Consider the following 17182-nt stretch of genomic DNA (forward strand, 5'->3'; position numbering starts at 1 on the left):
ACCCCGGCGGCGGGCACCATGGATCCGGAGCTCCGGTCCGCCATCGGCCGGATCGCCCGGGTCCCCCAGCTCCTGGTCGCCTGCGACTACGACGGCACCCTCGCCCCCATCGTGGAGGACCCGAGCAAGGCCGTACCCCTGCCGGAGTCGGTGGCGGCGGTGCGTGCCCTGGCCGCGCTGCCGCAGACCACCGTGGCCGTCGTCTCCGGTCGCGCGCTGCGCGACCTGGCCGCGCTCTCCCGGCTGCCCAGCGAGGTCCACCTGGTCGGCAGCCACGGCTCCGAGTTCGACATCGGGTTCGTCGAGCGGCTCTCCCCCGAGCTGATCGCGGTCCGCACCCGGCTGCGGGACGCGCTGCGCGAGATCGCCGCGGACCACCCGGGCGTACGCCTGGAACGCAAACCCGCGAGCGTCGCGGTGCACACCCGTGGGGTGGCCCCCGAGATCGCCGGCGCGGCCATCGAGGCGGTCCGCAACGGCCCCGCCACCTGGCCGGACGTGACGGTCACGCAGGGCAAGGAGGTGATCGAGCTGTCCGTGGTGGCCACCCACAAGGGCACCGCGGTCGACCAGCTCCGCACCCAGCTCTCCGCCAGCGCGGTGCTCTTCATCGGCGACGACATCACCGACGAGAACGCCTTCGGCAACCTGCACGGCCCCGACGTCGGCATCAAGATCGGGCCCGGCGAGACCAAGGCCGGCTACCGGGTGGACGAGCCGATCGAGGCCGCCCGCGCGCTCGGCCTGCTCCTGGAGACCCGACGGCACTGGCTGTTCGGCGAGCGGGCGGTGCCGATCGAGCGGCACTCGATGCTGGCCAACGGGCGTACGGTCGCTCTGCTCACGCCGGACGCCAAGGTCTCCTGGCTGTGCAACCCCAAGCCCGACTCGGCGGCGATCTTCGCCGACCTGGTCGGCGGCAGCCCGGCCGGTCACTTCAGCGTCGCCCCGGAACGCGGCGGCATCCCGCTGGGCCAGCGCTACCGGTCCGGCACCATGACCGTGGAGACCCGCTGGTCCGGGCTGACCGTCACCGACTGGCTCGACAGGCCCGACCCCAAGGCCACGCCGGACGGTCCCGCGATCATCTCCGGTGACTCGACCCTGATCCGGGTGCTGGCCGGCACCGGCCGGGTCCGCGTGGAGTTCGCCCCCCGGCCCGAGTTCGCGCAGGTCGCCGTCCAGCTCCAGCCGGTCGGCGACGGCCTGCTGGTGCTCGGTTCCAACGAACCCATCGCGCTCTACTCCCCCGGCGTGCAGTGGGAGGTCGGCAACGACGGCGGGTACGAGACCGCCAAGGCGGTGGTCGACCTCTCGGCGCTCGGCGGTCAGGTCGTGTTGGAACTGCGGTTCGGTACGCACAGCCTGGAACACCACCGGCTGCCGATCCACGAACGGCAGGCCGCCGCGGAACGCCCCTGGAAGGACTGGGTCGCCTCGCTGCGGCTGCCGACCACCGCACGGGACCTGGTCGCCCGTAGCGCGCTCACGCTACGCGGGCTCTGCCACGAGGCGACCGGCTCGATCCTCGCCGCCGCGACCACCTCGCTCCCCGAGGAGCTGGGCGGCGTCCGCAACTGGGACTACCGCTACTGCTGGCTGCGCGACGCCGCGATGACCGCCCGCGCCCTGGTCGACCTCGGCTCCATCACCGAGGCCGAGGCGTTCCTGCGCTGGGTGGACGGTTGCGTCGAGCGCACCGGCGGACACCCCGAGCGGCTGCACCCGCTCTACACCGTCGACGGGTACGAACTGGGCGCGGAAGCCGTCATCGACACGCTCCCCGGCTACGCCGGCTCCCGGCCGGTACGCGTCGGCAACCTCGCCAACCACCAGCTCCAGCTCGACGTGTTCGGCCCGATCGCCGACCTGATCGCCGCCACCGCCGACGCCCGGGGGTCGGTCCGCCCCGAGGAGTGGCGGGTGCTGGAGAACATGGTCGAGGCGGTCCGTCGCCGCTGGCACGAGCCGGACCACGGCATCTGGGAGGCGCGGCTGCCTCCCCGGCACCACATCTTCTCGAAGGTGATGTGCTGGATGACCGTCGACCGGGCGCTGCACGTCACCCGCCAGCACGGCGGCGAGGACCGCGCCGAGTGGGTGGAGCTGCGCGACCGGATCGGCGCCAACGTCCTCGAACACGGCTGGCACGAGCACGCCGAGGCGTACAGCGTCGCGTACGGCGACGAGGACATGGACGCCTCCTCGCTGTGGATCGGGCTGTCCGGGCTGCTGCCCGGCGACGACCCGCGCTTCCTCTCCACCGTGCTCAAGATCGAGGCGGACCTGCGTAGCGGCCCGGTCGTCTACCGCTACCACTGGGACGACGGCCTGCCCGGGCGGGAGGGCGGCTTCCACATCTGCACGTCCTGGCTGATCGAGGCGTACCTGCGCACCGGTCGGCGTACCGACGCCGAGGAACTCTTCCTCCAGATGATCGACACGGCGGGCCCGACCGGACTGCTCCCCGAGCAGTACGACCCGCTCGCCGAACGCGGCCTGGGCAACCACCCCCAGGCGTACAGCCACCTCGGCGTGATCCGCTGCGCCCTGCTGCTGGACAACATGCTCAAGCAGTAGCCCCTCGTACACCCGGAGCGGCCGGAGACCCCCAGGTCCCCGGCCGCTCCGCCGTCTCTCTTCCCCGGGCTCCCGCCCTCATCCCCGCCCCCTCCCCGCCTGCTCCCCGCCCTTCCCTTCCCTTCACGACAATCCTCCACATATCGCCCACCAGGCCCTCCCGGGGACATGGTTGATCAAGAAATTTTGGTCCGAATCCGCCGCCCATCCAGACCAAAACTCCTTGATCAACGGGGCGATCTTGGGTGGCGACCTTGGGGGCGCCGTCGTGTGGAGGCCGAGGCAGCCTCGCGTGTTCGGGCGCGGCCTTTCGGGCGCGTGGTCGGTGTTCGGCAAGAGAACTGCGAGCTGCGAGACACCTAGGCGGTCGGACAGGACAGACATCGGCCGCTTGGCGACCTGACGGCCAGCAGGAGATGGGAGTTTTGGGTGTCTGTGAGTTGAATGTTCGGTTCTGGGCGGATGCGAGGCGGCGCTGGGCGGAATCGGGGTCGGGTCGGTGGCGTTGTAATCGGGTGGCTGACCGAGGAGTACCCCGCGCCCTGGCAGGTGGCCGGCTGATGTCGGAATGACCTGGGCCGGTCGGTCGTTATACCTGGTCCCGGCGCCGCGAGGGCTCGCGGATATCCCCGGGAATGATGCGGCCGGGTCGGTGGTTGTGATCCCGGCGCCGCAAGGATCGGGCCCGTTGACCCCCCCCTGCGGGCCTCGGCGTTTCTTCTCTTGTCTTCTAGCGCCTGACGGCGTTCGCGTCGCCTGTCCGTCCCCCTTGGGCTGGTGGCGTCTACCCCCGAATGGAGCTGTCTCATGAACTCGAAGCTGCTGCGTAAGAGTGTTCTCGGTGTCGCTGGTCTGGCCTTTGCCGGTGGTGTGTTCGCCGGCCCGACGATGCAGGCCGACGCCACCCCCGTCACCACCTCGCCCGTTGCATTGCAGGCGGACAAGCCCGACACGGGCAAGCTGATCCCGCACGGTGTGCAGGGCACCCAGTCCCGCATCGACCTGGACGACGAGCAGGTCGCCAACGCCAAGGCCATCATCGCCGCGACGAAGAAGGCCGGCATGGACGAGCGTGCCGCGGTCATCGCCATCGGCACGGCGTTCCAGGAGTCCAAGCTGGAGAACCTCGGCCACCTGGGTGACCGCAACGACCACGACTCGCAGGGTCTGTTCCAGCAGCGCCCGTCCTCGGGTTGGGGCACGGTCGAGCAGATCACCGATCCTGAGTACTCCACCCTGGCGTTCCTGAAGGGCCTCAAGCAGGTCGATGGCTGGCAGGACATGCCGCTGACCGTGGCCGCGCAGACGGTGCAGGTGTCGGCGTTCCCCGACCACTACGCCCAGTGGGAGCAGCAGGCCGCCGACCTGGTCGCCGAGCACTGGAACAGCTGACCCGCAACGAACGATCAGACTTTCCTCGACAGAGGGGGAGCAAGAATGCCGCCGGCCGGTACCCGCAACCTGGGGTGCCGGCCGGCGGCGTCTGCGGTGGTGGGGAGATGTTAGGAGGGGTCCCTTCCTATACACCAGGCGTTAGCAGGGGACCCCTCCTTACACCCCACCCCTATGTCGCGGCGGGGTGGGTGACCCAGCCGGTGACGAGGACGAGGTTCGTCGGTCGGTGTACGGCGACGAAGCCGAACGGTCGGTCGACGGTCAGACTGACCAGCCGTTTGCGTACGGTGACGGGTGGTCGCATCGCACCGGCCCGCATCGCGAACGCCGTCACCACGGCGGCGGAGAAGCCGGTGGCGTTGAACGTGGCGGTGGCGTTCTGGACGGCCTGCGCCACGTACAGCCGCTCGGTGATGCCGGGGAAGTGGTCTCCACTGGCGTCGGTCGCCGCCGTCAACCCGAACAGGCCGGGCTGTCGCAGCAGGTCGTGGGCGGCGTCGACGGTGAACGCGACGGTGGAGACACTCAACTCCGGGGTGGCGTCCGAGGCGTCGACGATCTGCTCGGTCACGCCCGGCCCGGCGGTGAGCGGCAGGGCGGGGACCTCGCCGTCGAGTGCGCCGATCGCGGCGGGCAGCACCTCGGCGGGACCGTGTCCGGCGGGACCGAGGGCGAGGACGACGTCGACGTCCTCGGCGCCCTCGACCGTCAGCAGGCTCACCGGCCCGCAGGCGGCGTCGACCACCCGCAGGGCGTGCAGGTCGCGGCCGCGTCGGCGCAGCCCGGCGAGATCCTGCCCGGCCCAGGGCCCGTCGGTGGGTCGGCATGGCGTGCGGTGGAAGGGCTGCTTCCAGGTGGTGAGCACCGACAACGCGCTGGCCAGGACCATCGCCGTCCCGCTGCTGGCGCGTACGGGCATGGCGGTGATCCGACCGTCGGTCTGCGCGGCCGCCCACGCGTCCAGCGCCGCCTGGTCGACGGTCTCGTCCCCGGTCAGCTCGCCGCGCAGGGCGGCCGGCACCTCGGTGCGCCACCGTTCGGACAGCGCCAGGCCGCGTCGCGACCAGAAACCGAGCGCCATCCGGGTGCTCGGGGAGTCGGTGAGGTCCACGTCCGTCGGGTCGCCGACCACGGCCGACAGTTCGGTCCGGGCCGGCCCGTCCGCGTACCGGGCGAGCAGCGCCAGCAGCGGATGCACGCCCGCGCCGGAGAGCACGGTGGCCTCGTCGTCCAGGGTGGCGGTCCAGCGGGCGGTGAGCGCGTTCGCGGCGCGGGTACTCATGACGTCCTCCGGTGACGGCACGTGGCACGGTGACGCGCCGGTCCGGTGACCCTATCGACCGTCGCGCCGCCCCGGTTCGGGGCCTGACACCACCACGGCACGGTCGGTGTGACAGCGTGACCGGATGAGTTCCGCGCCGGTCGACGTCGACCTCGCCCTGGTCGGCGGGGGCGGTGCCGCCTCGCTGGTGCTGGCCGCATTGGCCCGGCACGGCGTACGCGACCTGCGGATCGCCGTCATCGACCCGGTGCACCGGCGCGGCCAGGACCGCACCTGGGCGTTCTGGGACGAGCCCGGCAACGACCTGGACGACCTGCTGACGGCGAGCTGGACGCAGGTCGAGGTGGTCACGCCCGGCACGCACCGCACCCTGGACCTGGCCCCCCTGCGGTACGCGATGCTGCGCTCCGGCCCGATCTACGACCGGGCCGCCGAGGCGGAACGGCGTCTCGGGGTACGCCGGGTCGTCGCCGGTGCCGAGGAGGTGCACGACGAGGGTGACCGGGTGGTGGTGCGTACCGGCGACGGTCCGCTGCGCGCCGCCTGGGTGCTGGACTCCCGGCCCCGGCCACCGCGACGACCTGGTCGGACGAACTGGTTGCAGCACTTCCGTGGCTGGTGGCTGGCGGCGGACCGGCCGGTGTTCGACCCGGAACGGGCCGTGCTGATGGACTTCCGCACCCCGCAGCCGGCGCGGGGCGTCTCGTTCGGCTACGTGTTGCCGGTCGACAGCCGGTACGCGCTCGTCGAGTACACCGAGTTCGGACCGGACCTGCTCACCTCGGCGGCGTACGACACGGCGCTTCACGGTTATCGGGACCTGCTCGGGCTCGACCCGGCCCGGCTCACGGTGACCGAGGTGGAGAACGGCGTCATCCCGATGACCGACGGGCCGTTCGTGGCTCGCCCCTCGCCCCGGGTGGTCCGGCTCGGCACGGCCGGCGGCGCCACCCGACCGTCGACCGGCTTCACCTTCTCCGCCATGCACCGCCAGGCCGAGCAGGTGGCCCGCGCGCTGGCCGCCGGGCGGGACCCGGTGCCGGCGTCCGCGTACCCGCCTCGGCACCGCTGGATGGACGCGGTGGCGTTGCGGGCCCTGGACCGGGACCTGGTCGGTGGTCCGGAGTTCTTCGGTCGGCTGTTCGACCGTAACCCGGCGTCCCGGGTGCTGCGGTTCCTCGACGGCGGCACCACCCGCGCCGAGGATCTGGCGGTGATGCGCTCCACCCGGACGCTGCCGATGGTGACCGCCGGCGTGGCCGACGCGGCCGGTCGGCTCCGCGACCGGATCGCGCCGGGGCGCCGTCCGGCCTGGACCGTCCCGCCCGCCGTGGTCGGCCCGTCGGACGCGGAGGCCCCACCGCACTGACCCGCCCGGTCGCGTCGACGTCCCGCCGCACTGACCCGCCCGGTAGCGCCCACGTCCCGCCGCGCTCGCCCGCCGCGCGGGTGCCTGTCGCGCGGGGTGCCGGGCCCGGCCGCCGGGGGAGCCTTCGGTAGGTTTGCCCCATGGTGGACGAGGCGGCCGTTCGGGTGGTGCGGATCTGGACCGACGGCGCGTGCAGCGGCAATCCCGGCCCGGGTGGCTGGGGTGTCCTGCTGCGCTACGGCTCCCACGAGCGGGAGCTCTGTGGTGGTGAGGCGACGCCGACCACCAACAACCGGATGGAGCTGATGGCCGCCATCGAGGCTCTGGAGAGCCTGACCCGGCCGGTCACCGTCGAGCTGCACACCGACAGCACGTACGTCCGCAACGGCATCACCAGTTGGCTGGCCTCGTGGAAGCGCAACGGCTGGCGGACCGCGGCGAAGCAGCCGGTGAAGAACGCCGACCTGTGGCAGCGGCTGGAGGCGGCCTGCGCCCGGCACCAGGTCACCTGGCTGTGGGTCAAGGGCCACAACGGGCACCCGGAGAACGAGCGGGCCGACGCGCTGGCCAACCAGGGGATGACCGAGGCGCGGGCGGCCGTCGCCGCGACCCGCCGCTAGCGTCGCCTCGGCCGGCGACCCGCCGGACGAGGGGTCAGCGACAGCGCCGACCAGTGCACGGGTCGGGTCACCCGGTCCGGCAGCCGGGTCCGTCTGTCGCCGCGCGCGGCGTCGACCTGTGACTGGTGCAGGAACAGCGCACCGGTCAGGTCGGCTCCGTCCAGCGCCGCCCCGCGCAGGTCCGCGCCGGTCAGGTCGGCCCGGGCCAGGTCCACCCCGCGCAGGTCCGCGCCGATCAGCACCGCGCCGCGCAGGTTCGCCCCCCGCAGGTCGGTCCGGCGCAGATCGCGGCCGACCAGCACGCCGCCGCGCCGGTCCTCGCCCGGCGGGCCGCCCCGGGCCCGGGCCAGGTCGCCGGTACGCGACAGCAGCCGGTTGACCTGGCCCCGGTGCGTCTCGACGTCGACGGCCAGCAGATCCTGCGGACTGCCCCCGGCGAGCCGATCGGTCTCGGCGAGCGCGGCGGCCAGCTCCTCGCGCAGCGCGGCGGGTGGCCGCAGGGCCAACGCCTCGGTGAGGTACCAGAGCAGCTCGTGCAGCGGACGCATCACCGCGAAGACGTCGAACATCAGTGGTCCGGTCTCCGGGGCGGTCCGCCAGTCCCGGCCGCCGAAGGTCTCCTGCGCGACGCGCTGGCCGGCCCCGTGACAGTCGAAGACCGTGCAGCCCGGGAAGCCACGAGCACGCAGGTCGACGTGGATGTCGCAGGCGAAGTCGGTCCGCAGGTGCCCGCAGGGCTGCCCGGCGGGCTTGTCGACCGCGAAGTCGGCCGACGCGGCGAACGCCGGGGCCACGCAGCAGAGCCCGAAGCATCGCGCACAGTCGGCCCGCAACCGGCTGTCGTCCGCGCCGTTGCGATGCGACTCCGCACCGGCCGTGGTCGACCCCGTGGACTGTGACACCCGACCTCCCCGCCTCGCCCGACAGCACGATTGTCCCCGCCCCCGTCGGTCGCTCCGTCACCGCATGGCGACCCGCCGACGGTCAGTGCGCGCCCAGGCGGGCGATCGGTTCGACCAGCTCCCGCTCCTCGTACGCCAGGTGCGACAGCAGCGTGTCGCTGAGCAGGTCCACGGCGGCACGCAGTTCGGCGGTTCCGTCCGCGGTGGCGACGAACGCGACCAGTGCCCGGTCGACACCTTCCAGCACGTCGTGGATGGCGTGGTGCTCCGCCTCCAACCGGTCGATCACCGGCGTGAGTCGCGCGTCGGTGCGGCGCAGGTGCGGGAAGAGCGCACGGTCCTCGAGGGTGTGGTGCGTGGTCACCACCCGGCAGTAGGACTCGCAGTAGGTGCCGAGCGTCCACTTGTTCTGCCGCATGGTCATGGTGTTGATGTGGGACCGGGCGGTGCCCACGTCGACCAGCCCGGCGGCGACCTGCTCGATCAGGTCCTGGATCTGGGCCAGCTCGCTGCGCAGGCCGTCGTGCACGTCGATCAGGTGCTGGGCGCCGGCCTGCTCGTCTGCCGTGTAGGTGCGCGTCGGGTCCGGTGCCGGGCCGGTGGGGCGGGCCGACTCGTCCCAGACCCGGACGTCGCTGCGGCGTACGCCGTCGTCGGGCGTCGGCACCACGGCGAAGGCGCTCGATCCGAGCACGGCCCGGGGGCGCGCCGGCCGGGCGGTCCGGCCGGTGGCGGCCGGGGTCGGATCAGGTGCCGGATCGATCCGGTCGGTCGGCGCGGGCGTGCCGTCGCCGCGACCGGAGGTGCGCTCGGCGGCGACCAGCTCCCGGGTGGCCGGAGCCACCTCGGCCGCGAACCGCCGCAGGTCGTCCGGGTCGTCGGTGCCGAGGATGAAGGTGCTGACGCCGTCGGTCAGGGCGAGGTCGGCCAACTCCTCGGCCCACTGCTCGGCCGGGCCGTCCAGCGGCCCGCGACCGGTCGCCGCGAACCGCCCGTTGACGTTGAGCAGCCGTCGTACGTCGCCCGGTGACCGGCCGGCCTCGGTGGCCGCGTCGTCGATGATCGTGTTCCCCTTGGCCAGGTCCCCGGGTTGCAGGTAGGCCAGCGAGGGCAGCCAGCCGTCGGCCCGCCGCCCGGTCAGCGCGAGCATCCGGGGCTTGTACGCGCCGAGCCAGATGCCGACGTCGTGGGCGGGCGCCGGACCGCGTTTGGCGCCGGACGCCCGGTGGAACTCGCCGTCGACCCGGACACCGCCACGGGCGTCGGCGTCCCAGATCTGACGGATGATCTCGATCGCCTCCTCCAGGGCCCGGACGCCCTGGCCCGGGGTGAGACGTCGACCACCCATCGCCTCGATGGCGTCCCAGAACGCCCCGGCACCCAGCCCGAGTTCGATCCGACCGGCGCTGAGCAGGTCGAGGGAGGCGACGCTGCGGGCGAGCACGGCGGGCGGTCGCAGCGGCAGGTTCGTCACGTTGGCGGCCAGCCGCACCCGTTCGGTACGCGCGGCGACGAAGCTGAGCAGCGTCCAGGTGTCCAGGAAGGCCGGCTGGTAGGGGTGGTCCTGGAAGGTGACCAGGTCCAGCCCGACCTGCTCGGAGAGCATGGCCAGGCCGACCGGCCCGGCGGGGTCGGCGTTGCCGGGCGTCAGGAACGACCCGAAGGTCAGGGGGTGCCCGTAGTCGCTCATGTCTGCCTTCCTTCCCGTTCACGGGGTGATCACCCCGTGCCACAGATGTTATTGCGGGCAGAACATCTTTGCCCAATAAAATCTGTGATCTGGGTTAATCTGTGGGCATGACCGGTCCGCAGGCCAGTGATCCCCGCACCGACCCGATCACCGACGACCTCGGTTGGATGCTCGGCGTCGTCTTCCGGGCCTACATCCGCGCCGCCGACCACGTCGCCGGTGATCTGCCCGGCGGCCCGCGCGGCTATCAGGTGCTTGTCGCCGCCGACCGGGAGCCCGCCCGCAACCAGGGAGCCGTCGCCGAGGAGGTGGGCATCGACCGCACCGTCCTCACCTACCTGATCGACGACCTGGAGCGCGACGGGCTGGTGGTCCGTCGTCCCGACCCCGCCGACCGTCGCAGCCGCCTGGTCACCCTCACCGACGCCGGACGCGACGCGGCCCGACGTCGGCGCGAGGCACTGGCGGGTGTCGAGACGCGACTGCTCCGGGCGCTCACCCCCGCGCAGCGTGGCGAAATGCGGGACCTGCTCAGGCAGGTGGCCTGCGCGGCACAGGCCGACGACCCGCTGGTGGACCTGTGCCAGGCGGTCGAGGCGGCAGCCGACGAACCGTCCGGCCGCCGACGCCGTCGTGGGACCACGCCCGGCGGCCGATCCGCATAGCGTCACGTCGTGCGGATCACCAAGTACACCCACTCCTGTGTACGGCTCGAACACGACGGCGGCGTCCTGGTCCTCGACCCCGGCACCTGGAGCGAGCCGCGTGCCCTGGTCGGCGCGGACGCGGTGCTGGTCAGCCACGAGCACACCGACCACGTCGACGTGCTGCGGCTGGCCGGGCTGGGGGTGCCGGTCTTCGCACCGGAGGGTGCCGTGCTGCCGGACCTTGCGCCGCTGCCGGTGACCCGGGTCCGGGCCGGCGACCGGTTCACCGTCGCGGGCCTCGAGGTGACCGCGGTCGGTGGACGACACGCCACCATCCACGGTGGCCGGCCCGACTGCGCCAACCTCGGTTACCTGGTCGGCGACGACGTCTACCACCCGGGCGACTCACTGCACCCGCCCGGCCGACCGGTGCGGACCCTGCTGGTCCCGGCGCAGGCGTCCTGGCTGAAGCTGACCGAGGCAATCGACTTCGCCGTCGCCGCCGAGGCGGAGCGGGTCGTCGCGATCCACGACGCGCAGCTCAACGAACGCGGTCTGGCCAGCGTGAACGGCTGGTTCAGCGAGACCGTCCCCGGCTACCGGTACCTCGCCCCCGGCGAGACCGCCTGACCGTCGGCGCGCTGCCCGCACGCCCGCCGGCTCAACCCGACGTCGGCCCGGGGGCGCCGGCCAGGCGATCGTCGGCCGCCCGCTGGCCGTCCTCGTCGCCGACCGACTCGCAGACCGCCGACGCGTCGATCCAGTGTCGGCGGGCGACGTCGTGGCGCTCCCGTGCGGCCTCCGCGTCGCCCAGGTGCAACAGCGTCCGCCCCAACCCGGCGTCGACCCGGCCCCCCTCGCGCAACCGCAGGCTCTCGGTCAGCCACGCCGACGCCTGGTCGGCCTGGCCCGGTGTGGTGCCGAGCAGCGCCGCCCCCGCGTTGAGCAGCGCCGCCGCCCGGTTGGTCGGATCGCCGACCGTCTCGTACTCGCGCAGCGCGGCCCGCCACGCCTGGGCCGCGTCCAGGTACTCGCCCATCGCGGCGTGCACCAGGACGAGGTTGGTCAGCGCCGCCGCGTAGCCGCGCGAGTCGCCCAGCGAGCGGAACGTGTTCGCCGCCCGCACCAGCAGGTCGTGGGCGGTCTCCCGGTCGCCGCGCGCCAGCCGTGCCGCACCCAGCCCCAGGTCGCTGAGGGCCTGCCCGGCGCGGTCACCGCCGGCCCGGTGCCGACGGGACAACTCCAGATGGGCGACGGCCTCGTCTAGCCGCCCCAGGTCCAGCAGGGCCAGGCCGAGGTTCATCCGGGCCTGGGCGGTGTCCCGGCGTCCCTGCGCGGTCACCGCCAGGCTCAGCTCGGCCATCGCGCCGTGCGGGTCGTGCCGGTGCCGCAGCACCACGCCCAGTTGGTTGTGGGCCCAACCGGCGATCTCCGGCCGCTGCCGGGCGGTCGGGTTGGCCAGCACCGTCCGGCACAGGTCCTCCCACTCGTCGCGCCGCTCGGCATGGGCGAGCCACCCGCACGACGCCACCGCCAACCGGAACCACCAGCCCCGGACCCGCCGGGGCAGCGCCTGCACCGCGCCGGCCGGCACCTTGACCACGGCCAGCAGCAGGTCCTGGTGCAGGGTGAACCAGTCGTACGGGTCGACGGTGGGCAACCGCCGGTCCGCCTCCGCCGGGCCGGTCGCCGCCAGCGCGGTCACCTGCCGTTCGGCCCGGCGGGCCAGGTGCCGGGTCAGCCGCGCCTGGGCGTTCACCCGGCGGCGCACCGGCACCGTCGCCCGCAGGTGCATCCGGGCGTACGGGGCGAGCAGGTCCCGTACCTCGTACCGGTCGCCGGGCGCGGCGGCCACGAAGGCGCCGTCGGCCAGCTCGTCGATCAGCGCGGCGACCCGGTCCGGGCGGCGTCGGGCCAGCGCGGCGATGCTCGGCCGGTCCAACGGCACCGGGCTGAGCGCCATCAGCCGCCACAGCCGCCGTGCCTCGTCGCCGAGCGCGTGGTACGCGGTGTCCGCAACGACGACCAGCTCGGCCATCGGCGAGAAGTCGACCCGCTGGTGCGGCGGCGTGTCGGCGGCACGGCGCAGCGCGCGCAGCACGTCGGCGTGTCGCCAGCCGTGGTTGGTGGTCTGTCGACCCAGAGCGGTCACGGCACGGGGCTGGCGGCCGCACAGCGCCACGATCGCGTGGACGTCGGGGTCCAGGCGCGGGTCGTCGCGGGGCGGTCGGTGCGCCCCGGCGGCGGCGACGGCGAACACCTCCACCGCGTCGTGCGCGGTGGGCTCCTCCAGCCCGTAGGGCGCCACCCCGTTGAGCGCGGCGAGCCGTCCGGTGCCGGCCAGCAGGAGCTGGCAGACCCGGGTGGTCGGCGGCAGCAGCGCGCGGACCTGAGCCGGGCTGTCCACGTTGTCCAGCACCAGCAGGACCTTGCGGCCGTCGACCTGGCCGCGCAGCGCGTCCGCGGCGTCGGCGAGGTCGTCGGCGCGTCCCGAGCCCGGTGGAGCGGTGCCGAGGATGCGGGCCAACGCGGTGAGGACCTCCCGGGGCGACCGTGCCCGGCCACCTCGGCGCAGGTCGAGGTAGTACTGCCCGTCGGGGAACCGGTCCTTGCACAGGTCGGCGGCCCTGATCGCGCACCAGGAGGTGCCGATGCCCCGCCGACCCACCACCGCCACCGCGTGCTTCGGGTCGAGCAGCGCGACCACCGCCTCCGCCTGTCCGGGGCGTCCGGTGAACCCGCCCGACCGGGGCAGGGTGGGGGCGTTGACGGTCGACGGGGTACCGGCGTGGTCGTCGGCCGGCGGCGTCCGTTGCCGACGTCGCCACTCCACCAGGAAGGAGGCGGCCACGCCGAGCGCCGCCAGACCCAGGCTGGCCGAGCCGAGGGCGGTGACGGACAGCTCGGAGAGCAGGTTGCCGGTGATGTTGCCGAGCAGCGCGCTGACCCCGGCGCCGAGCACTCCGCCGAGGGCCAGCAGCACGCTGAGCAGGCGAGGTCGCCGGGTGGGCCGGCTCGGGCCGGTCACCGGACGCCTCCGGCCACCAGTCCGGCGACGATGTGTCGACGGCCCAGCACGAACACCAGCACCGGCAGGATCGAGGCGAGCACCGATCCGGCCGACAGCGTGCCGCTGGCGGTCACGAAACCCCGGGTCTGCTCGGCCAGGAACCAGCCGAGCGGGGTGGCGCCCGGACCGCTGAACAGCAGACCCACCACCAGGTCGTTCCACACCTGGACGAACTCCAGCACGGCCACCGCCACCACGGCGGTGCGGTGGTGGCGGGCCAGCCGGCGCAGCGTGTCCCACAGGTGACGCCCGCCGAGGTGGGCGGCCCGGACCTGGTCGGCGGGCAGATCGGCGAAGGCGTTGCGCAGCACCAGCACGGCGAACGGAACCCCCAGCGCGATGTGCACCAGCGCCAGTCCGCGTGCGGTGCCGGAGGATTGCGCCACCCCGAGCACCTCGTTGATCGGCCCCGCGACGACCTGCACCGGGACCACCGCGGCGGCCAGCAGCACCAGTCCGACGGCCTGGGCGGGCGGCCCGGCCAGCCAGGCCAGCGGGTACGCGGCCAGCAGTGCCACGCAGAGCACGACGGCGGTGACGACCAGGGCCAGCACCAGCGTGAAGCCCAGGCTGCGCCACAGGCCCGCCCCGCCGAGCACCGCCCGGTACGAGTCGAGACCCGGTGGCCCGGACCACCAGGCGTCGGTGGCCGCCCGCACCGGGCTCTGCAACGAGGTGGCCGCGAGCACCCCGAGCGGCAGCAGCCACGCCACGGCGGCCCCCGCAGCGAGCAGGCGGACCAGTCGTCGCTGCGGTGGCGCGGGGGCGGGCGCGGCCGGCTGCGGTGGCGGGGGCCACGCCTGCCGGATGAACATCGCCACCACGAGCATGCCGGCGGTCACCGCGACCAGCCAGATCACCCCCAGGGCGGCGCCCTGCCCGGTGGTCGTCGCCCCGGACGTCTGCCAGATCCGCAGCGCCAGCACCGACGCCTCGTCCCGGACCGAGCCGGGCGTCATCACCAGGATCAGGTCGAAGGTGCGGCTGGTGCCGACGGCGACCAGGGCGAAGACCACCGCCACCGTACGCAGCATCAGCGGTCGCCACTGGGCGTCCCAGAACACGTCGCGCCGGGAGCCGCCGAAGGCGCGTACCGCGTCGACCAGGTCGGCGGGCACGGTGTCGAGTGCGGCCCGGAACACCAGCACGGCGAGCCCGACCCAGGCCCACACGAACGCCGACATCACCGCCACCGTCACCAGCCGTGGCCCGAGCAGGTGCGGCACCTGCTCGGGTGCGCCGGTCAACCGGGCCAGCAGCAGGGTGACCGGACCCCGCTGCGGGTCCGGGTCGTAGAGCAGCCGGAACGTGACCCCGGTGACCACCAGCGGCAACGCGGTCGGCACCACCAGGATGAACCGGACCAGCCAGCCCTCCTGGGAACGGCGTGAGGCGGCGGCGAGCAGGTACCCCAGGACGGTGACCACGGTCGGCACCAGCAGTGCCCAGAGCACGGTCCGGCCCACCGCGGCACCGGCACCGGGCGCGGTGAGGGCGGCCCGGTAGTGCTCGGCGCCCACCCACCGCCCGTCGGTGGTGACGCTGGCCTGCACCGTCCGCAGCACCGGCCAGGCCAGCAGCCCACCGAGCAGGAGCCCGGCCGGGGCGAGCAGCGCCCAGGTGGCGCCGGTCGCCGGGTACGCGCGCCCGCGCCGGGGCGGTCCCACGTCGTCGAGCAGGGCGAGTTGACCGAGCAGGGGTTCGCGGCTCATCGTCCGCTCCTCGCCGCCCGGGCCGCCTCGACGAGCTGCCCGGTGGCCCGCCGGACCGCCTCCCGGGCGGCCACCCCGTCGGTCACGTCCATGAAGAAGTCCTGCATGATGCGCCAGATCCCGACGCCGTCGGTGCCGGTGAAGGTGCCCGGCAGCCGGTCCGAGAGGTCGTAGCGCAGCGCCTCGACGGCCCGGAACTCCGCAGCCAGCCGCCGACGCAGCGGGTCGCGGTAACCGGCCACCGGCACCACCAGGTTGGGGGAGAGGTAGCCGCCGGCCTCCAACCAGGGCCGGAACGCCGACGCGTCGCTGAGCCAGCGCACCAGCTCCACCCCGGAGGTCGAGCCGGCGAAGGCGACCGCCGCGTCGCCGCCGACGATCAGCGGCTGGTCGGCCACCCGCGAACCGGGGAACCGGAAGGTGACCAGCGGCTCGGTGCCGCGCCGGAATCGGGCGGCCACCCCGTCGACGAAGTCGGCCTCGAACACCATGACGGCGGCCCGGTGGTGCGCCACCTGGATCACCGACTCCTCGAACTGGGTGAGCAGGGCGCGTCGACCGCCGCCGGGGAACGCGCCGTCGACGCTCCACAGCTCGGCGAGCCGGTCGAGAGCGTCGCGTACCGGCTGGTCCTGCCAGTCGGCCTCGCCTCGGGCCAGCGCCTCGTAGCGGCCGGGAGTGGCGATGTCGGCGAGTGAGTTCTCGAACCAGTCGGTGAGCACCCACCCGTCGGCGGCACCGATCGCCAGCGGCGCCGGGCCCTCGTCGGCCCGGTGCCGTGCCCCGAGCCGACGGGTCGTCTCGACCAGCGCGTCCCAGGTGCGGGGCGGCTCCGCCAGCGTCGACGGGAAGTGCCAGAACAGCGACTTGTGCGCCGCCTTGATCCACAGGCCGTACCGGTGCCCGTCGACGGTGAGCAGGTCGGCCATCCCGGTCGGCGCCAGGTAGCTGCTGGCCGGGGCGACCCGGTCGAGCCACCCCCGGCGGGCGTACTCGACGATCAGCCCCGGCCGGGGCAGGATCGCCACGTCGGGGCTGGTGCCGGCGAGCATCCGGGCGGTCAGGAAGGCGTCGATGTCGTTGCCCACCCCGATCACCCGGACCGGGTCGGGGAAGCCGTCGACCACCTCGCGGAACCGGGCCAGCTCGGTGCCGCTCCACACCACCGCCACCTGCACCGGGCGGGGGCCTCGCGCGCAGCCGGCGGCGCCGGCCACGGTCGCCGTCACGGCGGCCCGCAGCAGGGTACGACGGCGCAGCCGCCCGGCCGGGTTCACGCCGGTGCCTCGTCGGCGGCCCCCACCCGGACCTGTGCGGACACCTCGGTCAGCACCTCGGGGTGCCCCGTGCAGAGCAGCACCGTGACGCCGGGGGAGTCCGGTGGGGACAGCCGGTCGAGCAGTGGGGTGAGCCGAACCCCGTCGACCGGGGTGGGCAGGTCGACCACCAGCACCTCGGGCAGACACGCCATGGCCCGCGCGAGGGCGACCCGGAACCGCTGCGCCTGGGAGACCTGGTGCGGGCGCAGCCCCAGGGTCGGCGCGAGTTCGAGCCGTCTGACCAGGGTGGACGCCCAGTCGTCGGCGACGTCGTGGACCCGCTGGCGGCGGCGCTGACCGTAGGCGATGTTGCCGGCGACGGTCAGGTGCGGCAGCAGGGCGCCGCCGGCCGGCACGTACCCGATGCGCCGACGCGGCGGCGGCAGATCGGTGACGTCCCGCTCGCCGACCAGGATCCGGCCGCTGATCGGCGCGACCAGGCCGACCACCACCCGGGCCAGGGCGGTGCCCACGCCGGGCTCGGCGACCAGCGCCGTCGTCGTCCCGATCGGCACCTCGACGTCGAGCGGTGGGACGTCCGGCACGGCGACGAGGTCCTGCGTGCGTAACGTGACCATCACCTCCGGACTACCGTC

The 17182-nt window shown here is 73.9% G+C and carries 13 protein-coding genes; 6 read left to right on the plus strand and 7 right to left on the minus strand.

The window, feature by feature from the left end; translation table 11 throughout:
• Positions 1 to 18 precede the first annotated feature (18 nt).
• Together otsB and ACWDVW_RS27975 are read left to right on the plus strand one after the other, a co-directional pair.
• Positions 19 to 2580 carry a trehalose-phosphatase gene (gene otsB / locus ACWDVW_RS27970; RefSeq protein WP_396752758.1) on the plus strand — a complete coding sequence of 854 codons (2562 nt, stop codon included), beginning with the start codon at positions 19 to 21 and terminating at the stop codon, positions 2578 to 2580.
• 807 nt (positions 2581 to 3387) lie between these two features.
• Entirely contained in the window at positions 3388 to 3972 is a 585-nt protein-coding gene (locus ACWDVW_RS27975; protein ID WP_449954613.1) for a hypothetical protein, read from the plus strand.
• 172 nt (positions 3973 to 4144) lie between these two features.
• Here the strand turns inward: ACWDVW_RS27975 and ACWDVW_RS27980 are convergent, their stop codons facing one another.
• Positions 4145 to 5257 carry a serpin family protein gene (locus ACWDVW_RS27980; RefSeq protein ID WP_449954615.1) on the minus strand — a complete coding sequence of 371 codons (1113 nt, stop codon included), beginning with the start codon at positions 5255 to 5257 and terminating at the stop codon, positions 4145 to 4147.
• A gap of 124 nt (positions 5258 to 5381) precedes the next feature.
• Here ACWDVW_RS27980 and ACWDVW_RS27985 point away from each other — a divergent pair, with 124 nt between their 5' ends.
• Together ACWDVW_RS27985 and rnhA are read left to right on the plus strand one after the other, a co-directional pair.
• On the plus strand, positions 5382 to 6626 hold the full coding sequence (locus ACWDVW_RS27985; RefSeq protein WP_449954618.1) for a lycopene cyclase family protein: 1245 nt from the start codon (positions 5382 to 5384) through the stop codon (positions 6624 to 6626).
• A 140-nt stretch (positions 6627 to 6766) separates the two neighbouring features.
• Complete coding sequence (gene rnhA / locus ACWDVW_RS27990) at positions 6767 to 7246, plus strand: ribonuclease HI (protein ID WP_449954620.1); 480 nt, start codon at positions 6767 to 6769, stop codon at positions 7244 to 7246.
• Here rnhA and ACWDVW_RS27995 read toward each other — a convergent pair.
• The gene (locus ACWDVW_RS27995; RefSeq protein WP_449954676.1) at positions 7243 to 8079 is read right to left on the minus strand and encodes a pentapeptide repeat-containing protein; all 837 of its coding nucleotides are present in this window, start codon (positions 8077 to 8079) and stop codon (positions 7243 to 7245) included. The two genes, rnhA and ACWDVW_RS27995, sit on opposite strands and share 4 nt — an antisense overlap.
• A 151-nt stretch (positions 8080 to 8230) precedes the next feature.
• Positions 8231 to 9838 (minus strand): LLM class flavin-dependent oxidoreductase, encoded by a 1608-nt coding sequence (locus ACWDVW_RS28000; RefSeq protein ID WP_449954622.1) that lies wholly within the window; start codon positions 9836 to 9838, stop codon positions 8231 to 8233.
• 107 nt (positions 9839 to 9945) lie between these two features.
• On the opposite strand from ACWDVW_RS28000, the gene ACWDVW_RS28005 reads away from it, so the two are divergent.
• Together ACWDVW_RS28005 and ACWDVW_RS28010 are read left to right on the plus strand one after the other, a co-directional pair.
• Positions 9946 to 10503: a MarR family winged helix-turn-helix transcriptional regulator gene (locus ACWDVW_RS28005; RefSeq protein ID WP_449954625.1), complete on the plus strand. Its 558-nt coding sequence runs from the start codon at positions 9946 to 9948 to the stop codon at positions 10501 to 10503.
• 9 nt (positions 10504 to 10512) lie between these two features.
• Positions 10513 to 11115, plus strand: a complete 603-nt coding sequence (locus ACWDVW_RS28010; RefSeq protein WP_449954628.1) for an MBL fold metallo-hydrolase — start codon at positions 10513 to 10515, stop codon at positions 11113 to 11115.
• A 31-nt stretch (positions 11116 to 11146) separates the two neighbouring features.
• Here ACWDVW_RS28010 and ACWDVW_RS28015 read toward each other — a convergent pair whose 3' ends face one another.
• The 4 genes from ACWDVW_RS28015 to ACWDVW_RS28030 are packed head-to-tail and all read right to left on the minus strand — an operon-like array spanning position 11147 to position 17164.
• Positions 11147 to 13513: a hypothetical protein gene (locus ACWDVW_RS28015; protein WP_449954630.1), complete on the minus strand. Its 2367-nt coding sequence runs from the start codon at positions 13511 to 13513 to the stop codon at positions 11147 to 11149.
• On the minus strand, positions 13510 to 15267 hold the full coding sequence (locus ACWDVW_RS28020) for an ABC transporter permease subunit (protein ID WP_449954633.1): 1758 nt from the start codon (positions 15265 to 15267) through the stop codon (positions 13510 to 13512). Before ACWDVW_RS28020 ends, ACWDVW_RS28015 begins: the two co-directional genes overlap by 4 nt.
• Complete coding sequence (locus tag ACWDVW_RS28025) at positions 15264 to 16544, minus strand: extracellular solute-binding protein (protein WP_449954635.1); 1281 nt, start codon at positions 16542 to 16544, stop codon at positions 15264 to 15266. The genes ACWDVW_RS28020 and ACWDVW_RS28025 overlap by 4 nt, the downstream gene beginning before the upstream one ends.
• Complete coding sequence (locus ACWDVW_RS28030; protein WP_449954638.1) at positions 16541 to 17164, minus strand: ATP-binding cassette domain-containing protein; 624 nt, start codon at positions 17162 to 17164, stop codon at positions 16541 to 16543. The genes ACWDVW_RS28025 and ACWDVW_RS28030 overlap by 4 nt, the downstream gene beginning before the upstream one ends.
• Positions 17165 to 17182 lie beyond the last annotated feature (18 nt).

The organism is Micromonospora sp. NPDC003241 (assembly GCF_053589795.1).